The 13940-nt window shown below is 41.0% G+C and carries 13 protein-coding genes; 11 read left to right on the forward strand and 2 right to left on the reverse strand.

Annotation, left to right across the window (positions count from 1 at the left end):
* Positions 1 to 275 precede the first annotated feature (275 nt).
* On the forward strand, positions 276 to 2657 hold the full coding sequence (locus tag PDL71_RS05505; protein WP_407526468.1) for a 3-hydroxyacyl-CoA dehydrogenase/enoyl-CoA hydratase family protein: 2382 nt from the start codon (positions 276 to 278) through the stop codon (positions 2655 to 2657).
* Positions 2658 to 2722: 65 nt separating this feature from the next.
* Positions 2723 to 3334 carry a DJ-1/PfpI family protein gene (locus tag PDL71_RS05510; RefSeq protein WP_407526471.1) on the forward strand — a complete coding sequence of 204 codons (612 nt, stop codon included), beginning with the start codon at positions 2723 to 2725 and terminating at the stop codon, positions 3332 to 3334.
* A 1-nt stretch (position 3335) separates the two neighbouring features.
* Here the strand turns inward: PDL71_RS05510 and PDL71_RS05515 are convergent, their stop codons facing one another.
* Positions 3336 to 3848: a hypothetical protein gene (locus PDL71_RS05515; RefSeq protein WP_407526474.1), complete on the reverse strand. Its 513-nt coding sequence runs from the start codon at positions 3846 to 3848 to the stop codon at positions 3336 to 3338.
* A gap of 60 nt (positions 3849 to 3908) precedes the next feature.
* On the opposite strand from PDL71_RS05515, the gene PDL71_RS05520 reads away from it, so the two are divergent.
* From PDL71_RS05520 to PDL71_RS05535, 4 genes are all read left to right on the forward strand, one after another.
* Entirely contained in the window at positions 3909 to 4571 is a 663-nt protein-coding gene (locus PDL71_RS05520) for a peptidase M10 (protein WP_407526477.1), read from the forward strand.
* Between the two features lie 107 nt (positions 4572 to 4678).
* Positions 4679 to 5572, forward strand: coding sequence for an ABC transporter ATP-binding protein (locus tag PDL71_RS05525; protein ID WP_407526480.1), 894 nt, complete (start codon positions 4679 to 4681; stop codon positions 5570 to 5572).
* A 37-nt stretch (positions 5573 to 5609) separates the two neighbouring features.
* The gene (locus tag PDL71_RS05530) at positions 5610 to 6425 is read left to right on the forward strand and encodes an ABC transporter permease subunit (protein WP_407526483.1); all 816 of its coding nucleotides are present in this window, start codon (positions 5610 to 5612) and stop codon (positions 6423 to 6425) included.
* Between the two features lie 10 nt (positions 6426 to 6435).
* Positions 6436 to 6963 carry a hypothetical protein gene (locus tag PDL71_RS05535; RefSeq protein ID WP_407526485.1) on the forward strand — a complete coding sequence of 176 codons (528 nt, stop codon included), beginning with the start codon at positions 6436 to 6438 and terminating at the stop codon, positions 6961 to 6963.
* On the opposite strand, the gene PDL71_RS05540 is transcribed toward PDL71_RS05535, so the two are convergent.
* Entirely contained in the window at positions 6953 to 7870 is a 918-nt protein-coding gene (locus PDL71_RS05540) for a TIGR01777 family oxidoreductase (RefSeq protein ID WP_407526488.1), read from the reverse strand. The genes PDL71_RS05535 and PDL71_RS05540 overlap by 11 nt on opposite strands.
* 96 nt (positions 7871 to 7966) lie before the next feature.
* On the opposite strand from PDL71_RS05540, the gene PDL71_RS05545 reads away from it, so the two are divergent.
* The 5 genes from PDL71_RS05545 to PDL71_RS05565 all read left to right on the forward strand — a co-directional run bounded on the left by PDL71_RS05545 (position 7967) and on the right by PDL71_RS05565 (position 13882).
* On the forward strand, positions 7967 to 9520 hold the full coding sequence (locus PDL71_RS05545) for a hypothetical protein (RefSeq protein ID WP_407526491.1): 1554 nt from the start codon (positions 7967 to 7969) through the stop codon (positions 9518 to 9520).
* Between the two features lie 63 nt (positions 9521 to 9583).
* A complete protein-coding gene (locus tag PDL71_RS05550) occupies positions 9584 to 10564 on the forward strand; it encodes a DUF6427 family protein (protein WP_407526493.1) in 981 nt (326 codons plus the stop codon).
* Between the two features lie 95 nt (positions 10565 to 10659).
* Positions 10660 to 11334, forward strand: a complete 675-nt coding sequence (gene purQ / locus PDL71_RS05555) for a phosphoribosylformylglycinamidine synthase subunit PurQ (RefSeq protein WP_407526496.1) — start codon at positions 10660 to 10662, stop codon at positions 11332 to 11334.
* 110 nt (positions 11335 to 11444) lie between these two features.
* Positions 11445 to 11897, forward strand: a complete 453-nt coding sequence (locus PDL71_RS05560) for a hypothetical protein (RefSeq protein ID WP_407526498.1) — start codon at positions 11445 to 11447, stop codon at positions 11895 to 11897.
* Positions 11898 to 11947: 50 nt separating this feature from the next.
* On the forward strand, positions 11948 to 13882 hold the full coding sequence (locus PDL71_RS05565) for a protein-disulfide reductase DsbD family protein (protein ID WP_407526501.1): 1935 nt from the start codon (positions 11948 to 11950) through the stop codon (positions 13880 to 13882).
* The last annotated feature ends 58 nt before the right edge of the window (positions 13883 to 13940 follow it).

The raw sequence follows: 13940 nt of genomic DNA on the forward strand, positions 1-13940 counted from the left end.
AGGCAAGTGCAACTCCGATAGAAAATAGCATTTGTGCTGTTTTGTTGAAAGTAATTGTTTTCATAACTGTAATTTTTAAGGTTAAGGATTATATACTTCATAGACCCCGGCATTGCCCCGGGGTTTAATTGTATCATGGCCTTAAGTTTTTCTTAACAAGAAGGTTTTTCTGTTGGAGGTGTTTCAAAAATCAATTTTATCCTATCTTCGATTTAAAATAGTTGCATAACTAACTAATTTTCCTCCATCCCCAAAGGGGTATAAATACAAGCTATATGAAAAGAGTAATTAAAAAAGTTGCTGTCCTTGGTAGTGGTGTTATGGGTTCCAGAATTGCCTGTCATTTTGCAGGTGTGGGTGTTCAAACCATTTTGATGGATATGGTTCCGAAAGGAATGGAAGAAAGCATCAAACCTGCGGAGCGGAATAAACTGGTGAATGATGCGTTGGCTGCAGCCATCAAAAGCAATCCATCACCTGTGTACACTAAAGATGTGACGAAGAAAATCACAACAGGCAATTTCACTGATAATATGAAAGACATTGCCAACTGTGATTGGGTGATTGAAGTAGTTGTAGAACGCCTGGATATCAAACAACAGATTTTTGAACAGGTTGAAAAATATAGAAAGCCCGGCACACTCATCACTTCTAATACTTCAGGCATTCCCATTAATATGATGGCAGAAGGCAGAAGTGATGATTTTAAAAAACATTTCTGCGGTACACACTTTTTTAATCCGCCACGGTACTTGCGTTTGCTGGAAATTATTCCCACAAAATATACGGATCCTGCAATCGTTGATTTCCTGATGAACTATGGTGATTTGATTTTGGGCAAGACCACGGTGTTGTGTAAAGACACACCTGCATTCATTGCCAATCGTATCGGTGTATTTGGTATGATGGCTATTATGAACACCATGGAGAAAATGAAGTTGACCGTGGATGAAGTAGATGCATTAACAGGTCCCATCATCGGTCGTCCAAAATCTGCAACATTCCGTACAGGTGATGTTGTTGGTTTAGATACATTGGTGAAAGTAGCAAAAGGTGTGGCAGATAATTGTCCCGATGATGAAGCTAAACATCTCTTCACCATTCCCGCCTGGTTGCAAAAGATGATTGATAACAACTGGCTGGGCGATAAAACAGGACAGGGATTCTTTAAGAAGACAAAAGGTGCAGGTGGAGAAAAGGAAATTCTAACCTTGAACCTGCAAACAATGGAGTATGGCGCTCGTGTAAAACCAAAGTTTGCAAGTGTAGATGCAGCCAAGCCCATTGATGATTTAAAAACACGCATCAAAATGCTTTGCGGCGGCAGTGATAAAGCGGCAGAGTTTTACAAAACATTTCATTATGCATTGTTCTCTTACATCTCTCACCGCATTCCTGAAATCAGTGATGAGTTGTACCGTGTAGATGATGCAATGATGGCAGGCTTCGGCTGGGAAATCGGTGCATTTGAAACATGGGATGTGCTGGGTGTGGCCAAACAAACCGAAGCATTAAAGGCTGCAGGTTATACGGTTGCTCCATGGATTGATGAAATGCTCGCCAAAGGCAATACCTCTTTTTACAAAGTGGAAAATGGCAAGCGGTTGTGCTACTCACCTGCAACGGGAACTTATGTTTCAACAGTGGGTGATGAAAGCGCTTTCATTGTGATGAAGAACTTTGAAAACCAAACCATCTGGAAGAATGCTGTCTGCAGAACCTATCATCTGGGTGATGATGTAATTGGTTTGGAATGGTACACCAAGATGAACAGCATTGGCGCAGAAGTACTGGAAGGATTAAATAAATCTGTTGCTTTGGCTGAAGAAAAGTATAAAGGTCTTGTCGTAGCTAATGATGGGGCACAGTTCAGCGCAGGTGCAAATGTGGGCATGATTTTCATGTTCGCTATTGAGCAGGAGTATGATGAACTGGATATGGCTATTCGTATGTTCCAGAATTCAACGATGCGTTTGCGGTATTCATCAGTTCCTGTAGTTGTTGCCCCGCATGGTTTAACGTTGGGCGGTGGTTGTGAAATCAACTTGCATGCTGATAAATGTATGCCTGCTGCTGAAACCTATATCGGCTTGGTGGAACTGGGTGTTGGTTTAATTCCGGGTGGTGGTGGTACCAAAGAATTTGTATTGCGTGCTGCAGATGAAATGCATGAAGATGAGCCCGAAACCATTACACTAAAAAATCGTTTTTTAAATATTGCAACGGCGAAAGTAGCTACATCAGCACAGGAAGGTTTTCAGATTGGTGTGTTCCGTAAAGGGTTGGATGAAGTGGTGATGAATCAAAGCCGCCGCATTTCCGAAGCAAAACGAAGTGTGATTGAATTGTTTGACAGCGGTTATGTAACACCTGTGCAACGTACAGATATTAAAGTGCTGGGTCGTTCTGCACTCGGTGCACTGCTCGCCGGTATCAACGGTATGCAAACAGCAGGTTATGCAACTCCACATGACGCAACGGTTGCTAAAAAACTGGCGTATGTGATGTGCGGTGGTGATTTGAGTGAGCCTACTTTGGTTTCAGAGCAATACTTATTAGATCTGGAGCGTGAAGCATTCCTGAGTTTGTGTGGTGAAAAGAAAACATTGGAGCGGATACAGAGTTTGTTGAAGGGTGGTAAGCCTGTTAGAAATTAATCATAACAATTGATTTTATTTGCAATCAAAAGTGTTGGTTAACTTAGCCAACACTTTTTTTAATTATGACTTACCGTGTCGCCATTTTTATTTTCAACGAAGTAGAAGTATTAGACTTTGCCGGGCCGTTTGAAGTGTTTTCTGTTGCAGGATTGCGAACGATGAATGTTCCGCCTTTTGAGGTGTTTACAGTCGCACAGTTTGATACCATCAATGCAAGGAATCATCTCACCATTAAACCTACCTATACATTAGAGAAAGCGCCTAAAGCTGAGATCATTGTTATTCCAGGCGGTGGAGGTTTTCATGCAGATGGAACACCGTTCGGCAGCCGGAGAGAAATGAACAATCCCATCGTGCTGAAATGGATTCAGGAACAAAGTGCGCAGGCTAAACTTACTTTAAGTGTTTGTACAGGCTCGCTCATCTTAGCCAAAGCAGGGTTGCTGGAAGGAAAAGAAGCTACTACCCATTTTCTGGCTATTGATGCACTCAAAAAGATTTCTGAAACAATTTCAGTAAAAGAAAAAACCCGTTTAGTTGATAATGGAAACATTATGACTTCAGAAGGTGTTTCAGCAGGCATTGATATGAGTCTGTATGTGGTGAGTAAACTGCTGGGCAAAGAAACGGCAGATGAAACAGCACGATACATGCAATATGATTATTGGAAGTAACTTATTTAAAGCCTGTTGTAATTACAACTAATGAAGTCTTGAAATAAAAGTTTGTAGTGGCTCTGGTTTCTGTATAGTTCATATAGTTTTCAGGAAGTCCGGTAAATTCTCCCGTTTCGTATGCTATCAGTTCTAAAATTTTATTTTCCTTAATCAGTGAATTTTTTTCTTCGTCACTTTTATTATGAGTAAAGTCTTCAGTTAAATGAGTAAAATTCAAAATGATATTATCATCTGCCTTTGCGCCATCTATTTCCAGAATTTTCATCAGCCATAAACCCATGTTTTGCTTAATTTCAGTTTTATCGCCATCAATAATCTCGCATTTTAGTTTTACTATTGTACCAAGCGGAACATGCAGCGCTCCTGTTAATTTTGTAGTTGTATTCAAATCAATATAACTTACTGTCTTTAATATGCTGTCTTTCTTTACAATTTCAGGCGATTTTGGACTTGACTTGCACGCAGACAGGAACGCAATAAATAGGAGTAAGAAAAAAATAAAACTCTTCATAAGTTTGTTTTTCTAAATATAAACAAATCTTCAGTTTTTCTTTGAGGATATAATAAAACTATGGGCACCGTTCAACTTCTTCATCAACAGCAAATCCTTCTCATCCGTTCTGTATTTTTCTTTTACGGCAATGAAGCAACAAATGCATTGGCACAGCAAATTGCATTTGATATTCAACAGCATTGGAATGAGCCCAATGCAATCCTTCATCTCCAAAACAAAAAATGGGATATTCAATTTCAAATAGAAGGTTATTGCAATCAGAATATAGACCCGGAAGAAGTGTGGTACAATACCAATCCAGAAAACAATTACTTCCGCATTGAAGCCACATCACCCACACATATTTCTTTTGTTGATGGTGTGGGAAGTAACACAGGTTATTTTAAGTTGGATAACCTGCTGCAAACTTCTACCACTGCTGCACACGAGTATGGTCATACACTCGGACTGGAGCATCCGGAAGAACAGGATATTCGTGGGGTGGATATGCCAGGTATTATGTATCCCAGGGGCACTATTTGCGACCCGCATTTTCAATATGATGCATCAAAAGCTCCGGGAGAAACAGGAGGTACACTTAATCCGCATCACCGCAAAGTATTGGCAAGTGATATTGCAGATTTAAGATTGCACAAGTTGCAGTTTGATAAAACTGGCTTTGCCGTTCTTGGAGATTTTACAAGTATTTATCATCCTTTCTATACCATTAATGAAGATTAGTGCGTTTATCGGCAATTATTAATATCTTCATTTTGAAAATGTCTATCAACCTCACAGAGTTTATCAGTACTTGCTGAAAAGTCTGTGAGGTTTTTTAAACCAGTTATATGAGCATCTTAACCATATCAGATTTAAAAAAATCCTACGGACGTATCCAGGCATTGAAAGGCGTTTCCTTTGAAGTGCCGGAAGGAGCTGTATTCGGTATCCTTGGTCCCAACGGTAGCGGCAAAACAACCTTGCTGAGTATTATCCTTGATGTATTGAATGCAGACAGTGGTACTTATTCCTGGTTTGGCAAACCGGCCTCACCGGACTTAAGGAAGCATATCGGCTCCCTGCTGGAAACGCCTAATTTCTATCACTATCTGTCTGCAGTTAATAATTTAAAAATCACCAACAGTATCAGCAGTCGTGGTGATGCAGCGGGTATTGATGCTGTTTTGCAGAAAGTGAAATTGTATGAACGTCGTAACAGCCGTTTCAGTACTTATAGTTTAGGTATGAAACAACGCCTGGCAATTGCTGCAGCATTACTGGGCGATCCGAAAATCCTGGTGCTGGATGAACCAACAAACGGACTGGATCCTGTTGGTATCATGGAGATAAGAGAGTTGATCATTGAACTCAGTAAGAAAGGACATACGATTATCATGGCCAGCCACCTGCTGGATGAAGTGGAGAAAGTATGTACGCATGTAGCCATTCTTAAAACTGGAACCTTGATTACTTCCGGCAGTGTACATGATGTTTTGGTGGATGAAGATGTGGTGGAATTGAGTGCTGCCGATATTCAACAGTTGAAAGAGGCTGTTAAAGATTATAATGGAGTGCATACGGTTACTTCATCAGAACAGTTTGTGCAGCTCTATTTACCAAAAGGAACAGCAAAACCTGATGAAATCAATAGTTATTGTTTCGGGAAAGGAATTACACTCAGTCATTTGATGATCAAACGCAAACGGCTGGAAGAAAAATTCTTTGAGCTTACTAATAACTGATTTAATCCTTCAATCAATCATTCTTCATTTTTATCATATGCTCAACTTATTACGTACGGAATGGCTTAAAATAAAAAACTATCCCGGTTTCTGGTGGATCATGGGGGTTACATTGCTTTCTTATCCCGGTATCAATGGCTTGTTTTATTTTATTTACAGGGATCAGACGCAGAATGCAAAGCGTGCAGCTCAAATGCTCAAGATGCTCATCGGTAATCCTTTTGAGCTTCCTGAAGTATTTCGTACAGTAGCCTTCACTTCTTCGCTTTTTGTTTTTATTCCTGCCATATTGGTGATTATGCTTATTACTAATGAGTACACCTACAAAACCAACCGGCAAAATGTAATTGACGGATGGAGCCGGAATGAATTTTTAATTGCTAAATTTTTTAATGTAGTTATTATTACGGCCCTGGTTGTGGGCTTATATCTTGCCGTAACAATCACCATTGGTCTTATTACCACTCCTGAAACCAATGCTGAAAGCTGGAAGATGATGAATTACGCAGCCTTGTTTGCCTTGCAGGTATTTACACAGTTGTCTTTTGCTTTTTTATTAGGATTGATCATCAGGCGTGCCTTTATAGCTTTGGGCGTTTTTGTTTTTTATAAAATTGTGCTTGAAAATATTGTAAGCGGTCTTATGATTAAATATGCAAAAGATGCAGGCCGCTTTTTGCCCACCGAATCATCAGACCGTTTAACACCCATTCCTGCTTTTCTTGGAAAACTTGACCCTGATGAATATGCTAAGACCCTTGGTCTTTTAAATCAGCAGGCGCTCATTACTTTCGTATACCTGCTTCTCTTCTGGGGCTTGGCTTTCTGGGTGTACAAAAAACGTGACTTATAATTTTTCAAGTATGAAATATTTTCTTCTCATTTTATCATGGATTGTTGCGGGAACTGCAACTGCTCAAAATCAACAAACCGTTATTAAAACAGAGGCGTTGAAAATGGCCAAAGCATTAGCTGCTATGGACCTGGAAACCTATGCATCTTTCAGTTGGCCGGAACTGGTGAGTGATCCGCAAAACAAACAACGTATAAAAGCAGCAGCCGACAGTGCAGATAAATACCGGAAGCAATTCAACATCAAAGTAAAATCCATCGTTATTGGGAATCCATCAGCCGTAGTAACTTATAAAGGCGTAATGCAATGTACCATTCCGCAAACATTGGCTGTAGAAGCCATGATGGGAAGCATTGAAACTGAAAGCACACTCATCGGTCTTTCCCGAGATGGGAAGAAATGGTATTTTGTAAGTTCTAATTTCTTTGATAATAAAGAAACAAAAGAGAAATTGCCGGAGCTGAGTCCGCAGCTCATCATTCCCAAACAAAAAAAGCCGGTGATGAAAGATGCTGATGGTAAAGAAATCAAGATGTAATTAATTCATTGAGTGCTGCATCAATCGAAGGATACAAAAACTGAAATCCCGATTGCTGTATCTTTTCAGCACTTACCGTAGTGCTTTTTAAAACTTCAATACTCATTTCGCCCAGTATCAACTTCAACACAAACGAAGGAACCGGTGCTGTAATAAACGCATTGCCCCGCATTTTTTTGGCCAGTTTCAACGTGAGCTCTTTGTTGCTTACCGGTTTGGGTGCAGCAGCGTTATAACTGCCATGCAATTTTTCATTCTGCAGCGCATGCAGAAACATACGGCACAGATCATCGATGTGAATCCAGCTGATGATTTGTTTACCACTGCCCAGTACACTTGCCAGGCCAAACTGTAAGGGCTTTTTAAACTCTTTTAAAGCACCACCTTCATTGCTTAAAACAATACCTGTCCGCAGTTTTACCAAACGGATACCCGATTGTTCAACAGGCTCAATACTTTGCTCCCATTGCAAACAGGTTTGTCCTAAAAAATCACTATGGGGCGGATCGGTTTCTGTAAAAGGTGTTCCGCTTTCCCGGTCAGCTCCATACCAACCAATAGCCGAAGAACTGATCACCGCTTTTACATTTCCTTTATCTTCTTTCAGCGCCTGCACCAATAAAGCGCTGCTGTGTGTTCTGCTGTTCAGAATTTCAGCTTTGCGTTTTTTTGTCCAGCGTTTTTCAGCCACACCGGCACCTGCAAGGTGAATGATGGCATCACAATCCCTCACTGCTGCTCCATCAATAGTGCCCCGCTCCGGATTCCATGTTGCATAGGAAATGCCAGCTGCTCCGGCTTTGGCACTGCGGCTTAAAATAAGTACTTCATGACCCTGTGCTGACAATAAACTTGTTAATCTCCTTCCGATCAATCCTGTGCCACCCGTAATACAGATTTTTGACATGATTCTTGCTATTGTGTATGTAAATTAAATTTTAACCGCATCTTTCAAACATATTTCTTGCTTCCTCGTTAACTTTAAACAGAATAATTACAGATTATGAAAGCGAAAGGTTTATTCCTGTTGTTTATTTTATGTACACTTGGGTTGGACATAACAGCACAACGCATCTTTTATTCAGAGCCGGATCGTGATGATATGCGCCAGATGAAGTTTGAAATCCTGGGGAAATACAACAATCAATATCTCATCTACAAAAATATCCGCACCCGTCACTATATCTGTGTGTATGATGCGGAGATGAAGATGAAAGATAAAATTGATCTTGATTTTATTCCGGACCGTGTTATCAGTGTTGATCTTTTCAGCAATCCTGAAAACACACTTCTGTTTTACCAGTACGAAAAACGAAATGTGGTTTACCTGATGGGTGTGCGTATTGATGGTGCCGGCAAAAAAATAGGAGAGCCGCTGGAACTGGATACCACCCGTATCGGAAGCTTCAGCGATAATAAAGTGTATTCCATCATCAGCAGCGATGATAAAAAGAAGCTGATGGCCTTTAAAATGAAAATAAAAGTGCGGGATGATTTCCAGGTGCAGACCTTATTGCTGAGCAACACCTTAATTCCCATCCGCCGTACTTCCTTTACGTATAGCCTCGAGAACAATAAAGAATCCATTGCTGATTTTTACCTGGATAATGAAGGCAATTTTCTCTTCAGCCATGTAACAAGACCGGGCCAGCGGGAATACATCAGCCAGGCAAAACTGGCCGTACTTCAAGCGTATGCTGATACGGTGAAAGTGTTTCCGCTTACACTGAAAGATGTGTTTCTTGATGAGCTCCGGATAAAAGTAGATAACAGTAATGGTCGTTATATTCTTTCATCGCTTAGCTCTAAATCTAAAAGAGGAAATATTGAAGGACTGTTTGTGTCCATCATCAACAAAAACCTCGAAGGGCCCGATATTGAACGAATTATTGAATTCAGCGATGATTTCCGTTCCATGGCTAAAGGTGATGCTTCCTTAAAGCTTGCGTTTAATGATTATTATCTCAAACATTTTATTGTAAAGAAAGATGGCGGTATTTTAATTACAGGTGAAAGTTCTTACACCAATAACCGCAATAATAATTTAAACCGCTGGGATAATCCATGGATGTGGAGCAATCCCTGGAATAACTATTGGGGCTGGAATCCCTGGAACAACTGGGGTTGGGGAGGCGGATGGAATACATGGGGCTGGGGCAGACCATGGGGTATGAACTCATGGGGACCCAACCAGCAGATCCGCTACTTTGCTGAAAATGTTATTGTGCTGTCGCTGGATAAAGAAGCTAATGTTCAATGGAGCAATGTTATTACCAAATCACAGTATGATGATAATACGGATAACATGCTTTCTTACCAGATCATGAACTCCGGTGCCGAACTTCTGTTCCTGTACAATGAATGGAGCCGGCGTCAACCCATGCTCAATGCACAATCACTTTCACCTGATGGTAAAGTGAACAAAGAGCCGCCGCTTAAAAGTCTTGATAAAGGTTATGAATTCATGATCCGTTTGGGTAAACAGGTAGGCGCAAGGGAAATGCTGGCACCGGCTGTGTACCGCAATTCCTTCAGTTTTGCACGCATTGATTTCTGATGCAGGAATTATTTTTGGAGAATTGATTTTCTTTAGCAAGGTTTGCGTTTAACAACCAATGCTGTGATCCGATTTTTTTCCGGTAACAATCCGCTCAATCTTTTTGTACTGTTATTCCTGGGCATCCTGCTCAAAATGCCTTTTTTTATGGAGCCTGTCACTCCGGTGGCACAGGTTTCAGATGGATTTTTATACCGGCAGATACTAAGTTGGCTGCAACAGCCCGGGTCTTATTTCCCTGTATTGTATCCTATCATCGCTTACCTGCTTCTGTTTATCCAGGCAGTAACGCTCAACGGATTTGTAAATGATCAGAAGCTCTTTCCCACGGGTAACTTCTTAATTGCATTGGCTTACCTGCTGCTCAGCAGCCTGGTACCGGAGTGGAACACCCTTTCGCCGGGTATTATCATCAACACCATCATGGTGGCTGTGTTGCCCTCTATGATCAGTTTGTATCATAGCCGTAACGTAAAAGGATTGTTGTTTAATATCGGTTTTGGTTTTGGGATTGCTTCTTTTATTTATTTCCCTTCCATCTATTTCATCTTCCTGCTCATTGTAGCGCTGGCCCTTTTCAGACCTGTGCAGTTAACAGAATGGCTGGTTACAATCATTGGTGTGCTTACACCGTTTTACTTTTTATTCGTGTATTTTTTTGTGTGGGATCAGTGGCAGCGGGTGTATGAAATCATCCCGGTTCATCAATTGTCTTTGCCGGCAGGTTATGGTCATTGGTCTTTTTGGGTGATGCTGGGTTTATTGCTCCTGCCAGCATTGATTGGTTTTTTTATGAGCAATCGTTACAGTTTGCGCCTGGTAGTACAGGGCCGAAAAAGCTGGGGTTTATTGCTGTATTATCTCTTACTGGCATTATTTATTCCGTTTATCAATCATCATGGAAACATGGGGTATTTTATACTGGCGGCCGTACCAATTAGTATTTATGCCGCTGCCTTTTATGCCTTTCCTTCCCGAAAAACTATTCCGGAACTCAGCATCTGGCTATCTATCGGTTGGATCATCTGGAGTTATCTTAACTGACCTTATTTTATTTATCACAAACAATCAACAGGCAAGTCTCTTTTCGGCCCCTTTACGTTACCTTTGCCCCTTCTTATCAACCTCAATAGTAATACATGAAATTTGGTGTTGTAGTTTTCCCCGGCAGTAATTGCGACCGTGATATGCAGGATGCCCTGCAGAATGACTTAAACCAGGAAGTTATCATGCTCTGGCACAAGGATAAAGATCTGAGCATGTTTACCACTGAAGATTGTATTGTACTGCCCGGCGGTTTTTCTTATGGTGATTATCTGCGTTGCGGTGCCATTGCCCGTTTCAGTCCCATGATGGAAAGTGTAATCGCTTTTGCTAACCGTGGCGGCAAAGTGCTGGGTGTGTGCAATGGTTTCCAGATTTTGTGCGAAAGTCACCTGCTGCCCGGAGCACTGCTTCGTAATGCCAATCAAAAATTCATTTGTAAAAATATCTATCTCAACGGCGTGGGCGGTACAGCCTTAAAAATTCCCATTGCGCATGGTGAAGGAAGATATTTTGCTGAAGAAAAAACGTTGGATGCATTAGAGGCAAACGGGCAAATAATTTATCGTTATTGCGATGAGCAGGGAAATGAAACAGCAGCCGCTAATCCTAACGGTGCTATCCGCAATATAGCAGGCATCAGTAACAAGGAAGGTAATGTGTTTGGTATGATGCCCCACCCGGAACGTGCCACTTCTGAGCTGTTGGGTAATACCGATGGCCGTAAAATTCTGAATGCTTTGTTAATCAATGCGGCGGTTGCTGTTTAAGTCAGCTGTACGTCCATAACAAAAAGCAGTTCATCCTATCTTTGTAATCCCGATTACAAATGGAATGCAACTTTGGTTTCAATTTTGTCTTCCTGATAAAAAAAGTACACATGAAGCGAATTATAGTATTGTTGCTGGTAAACTTTATGGCTGCTGCTGTTTTTGCACAAAGTGGCAGCAAAGTAAAATGGGAGTACAGCGCTAAAAAAGTTGCTGATAAAAAATATGAAATACGGATGGTGGCTACCGTGCAGACTCCCTGGCATATTTACAGCCAGAAACAGAGCGAAGATGCCATTGTGCTCCCTACAACTATTAAGTTTAATAATAATCCCTTGGTGGTTTTAAATGGTAAACCCAAAGAAGTGGGCAAACTCATTGACCAGTTTGAGAAAGCGGTCAATGCACGCTCCCGTTATTATGCTAACAAAGTGGAATTTGTACAAACCATTACACTTAAGAGTAATGTAAAAACAGCGGTAACGGGTGAAATTGAATTTATGGTGTGTGATGACAAACAATGCTTACCACCTGATGTAGCCAAGTTCTCCATTAAATTATAACTTTTTAAATCCCGTTACTCAAAACGGGATTTTTTGATAATCGATTCAGCATGAAACAACAACTACTGCTTCTCGGTTTTTTATTTTCTTCTTTGCTGGTAGTGGCACAGGATTCTGCAATGGTGCAATGGAAACTGAGCAGTAAACGCATCAGCGCTAATACCTATGAACTTACGGCAGAAGCAACGGTTGCCAAAGACAAATATTTATACCTCTACAGTAAAGAAGCAGGTTTGATGGATTCTGTAAAGTTTGTATTTACAGATAGTGCTGTGCTCACAAATACAGCATTGAAGTTTGCAGGCAATGTACAAACCATCAATGATGCTTTGTTTGAAGGAAAAGAAATGGCGGTAGCTGCAGGAACCATCAGCATTTCTCAAACATTTTTGTTTACAGGTGTGGTGCCGGAGAGTCTGAAAGGTAAACTGGTATTTACCACCGGCGCTAAAGATGAATTCCTGCCCGGTGAATTTTTATTTGATGTGCTCCTGGAAGGAGGCGTATCACAAAAAGCACGTATTAAAATTGAAAGTATTGATATTAACAATCCCCAGGTGAATTGCGGTGATGAGGGCACGGAAGGAAAAAGTTTATGGGGCATATTCTTATTAGGATTAGTGGGTGGTTTTATCGCTTTGCTCACTCCCTGTGTGTTTCCCTTGATACCTCTTACGGTTTCTTTTTTTACCAAACGCAGTGGCAGCAAGGGTAAAGGCATCCGTAATGCCGTGTTGTATGGCTTCTTTATTTTTTTAATTTATGTATTGCTGAGTTTGCCGTTTCATTTGCTGGATCAAACGGATCCGGAAATCCTCAATAACATTTCCACCAATGTATGGCTCAATATTATCTTCTTTATCATATTTGTTGTTTTTGCTATTTCTTTCTTTGGCTATTTTGAAATTACACTGCCCGGCAGTTTAGCCAGTGGTGCAGATTCCAAAGCAAGTGTGGGCAGTTTTGCAGGTATCTTCTTTATGGCATTAACACTGGCCATTGTTTCGTTTTCATGTACCGGTCCTATTCTCGGTTCTTTGCTGGCAGGTGCTTTAACTAAAGATGGAGGAGCTATGCAATTGAGTTTTGGTATGGGCGGTTTTGGATTGGGATTGGCCTTGCCCTTTGCATTATTTGCTATGTTCCCTAACTGGTTGCAATCCTTGCCCAGGAGCGGTGGTTGGTTAAACACAGTAAAAGTTGTTTTAGGATTTTTAGAACTGGCCATGGCGGTAAAGTTCCTGAGCAATGCAGACCTGGTAATGCAATGGAAGTTATTACCAAGAGAAGTGTTTATGGGTATCTGGCTGCTGATTGGTATTTTGATTGTGTTGTACTTACTGGGATTGATAAAGTTTCCGCATGATGATAAAAAGGTGAAGATTGGCGGAATACGCTGGACTTTCATTGTATTATTTGCAGCCTTCACCATTTATATTGCTCCCGGTGTTACCAATACAAAATGGGCACAGTTGCCATTGATCAGTGGTTTTCCTCCACCGCTTTGTTATAGTGCGTACAGCCACCCGGTAAATTGTGAAAAATCATTGGAACCATTACGGGATTATAATGAGGCATTGGCGCTTGCAAAAAAGCTGAATAAACCTTTGTTGATTGATTTTACCGGCTGGGCCTGTGTCAACTGCCGTCGTATGGAAGAAAATGTGTGGACAGACCCAACTGTACTTGCCATGATGAAGAATGATTTTGTAGTGGTGAGTTTATATGTAGACGAACGTAAAGTATTGCCGGCCGCACAGCAGCAAACCTTCACCACCAAAACAGGCGGTAAAAAACAAATCATCACAGTAGGTGATCTATGGGCTACATTCCAAAGCGAAAACTTTAATGCGGTGGCACAGCCTCAATATGCCATCATCAGTTTAGATGAAAAGGCACTCACAAAAACAAAAGCATACACACCCGATCCAAGAGAGTTTCAAAAATGGCTGGAATGCGGATTGAAGGCGTTTGGAGAAAAGTAAACTTTGTTGTTTGCTGCTATGCAATACTCAACGTACAAGAGTCCCGCTAAAGACGGGA

It is taken from the genome of Lacibacter sp. MH-610 (assembly GCF_045780045.1).
Taxonomy (GTDB): Bacteria; Bacteroidota; Bacteroidia; order Chitinophagales; family Chitinophagaceae; genus Lacibacter.

Coding starts and splice junctions, on each gene's coding strand:
- PDL71_RS05525 (WP_407526480.1), top strand. CDS start 4,679: ATGAGCATCTTAACCATATCAGATTTAAAAAAATCCTACGGACGTATC.
- PDL71_RS05505 (WP_407526468.1), top strand. CDS start 276: ATGAAAAGAGTAATTAAAAAAGTTGCTGTCCTTGGTAGTGGTGTTATG.
- PDL71_RS05560 (WP_407526498.1), top strand. CDS start 11,445: ATGAAGCGAATTATAGTATTGTTGCTGGTAAACTTTATGGCTGCTGCT.
- PDL71_RS05565 (WP_407526501.1), top strand. CDS start 11,948: ATGAAACAACAACTACTGCTTCTCGGTTTTTTATTTTCTTCTTTGCTG.
- purQ (WP_407526496.1), top strand. CDS start 10,660: ATGAAATTTGGTGTTGTAGTTTTCCCCGGCAGTAATTGCGACCGTGAT.
- PDL71_RS05540 (WP_407526488.1), bottom strand. CDS start 7,870: ATGTCAAAAATCTGTATTACGGGTGGCACAGGATTGATCGGAAGGAGA.
- PDL71_RS05510 (WP_407526471.1), top strand. CDS start 2,723: ATGACTTACCGTGTCGCCATTTTTATTTTCAACGAAGTAGAAGTATTA.
- PDL71_RS05535 (WP_407526485.1), top strand. CDS start 6,436: ATGAAATATTTTCTTCTCATTTTATCATGGATTGTTGCGGGAACTGCA.
- PDL71_RS05545 (WP_407526491.1), top strand. CDS start 7,967: ATGAAAGCGAAAGGTTTATTCCTGTTGTTTATTTTATGTACACTTGGG.
- PDL71_RS05530 (WP_407526483.1), top strand. CDS start 5,610: ATGCTCAACTTATTACGTACGGAATGGCTTAAAATAAAAAACTATCCC.
- PDL71_RS05515 (WP_407526474.1), bottom strand. CDS start 3,848: ATGAAGAGTTTTATTTTTTTCTTACTCCTATTTATTGCGTTCCTGTCT.
- PDL71_RS05520 (WP_407526477.1), top strand. CDS start 3,909: ATGGGCACCGTTCAACTTCTTCATCAACAGCAAATCCTTCTCATCCGT.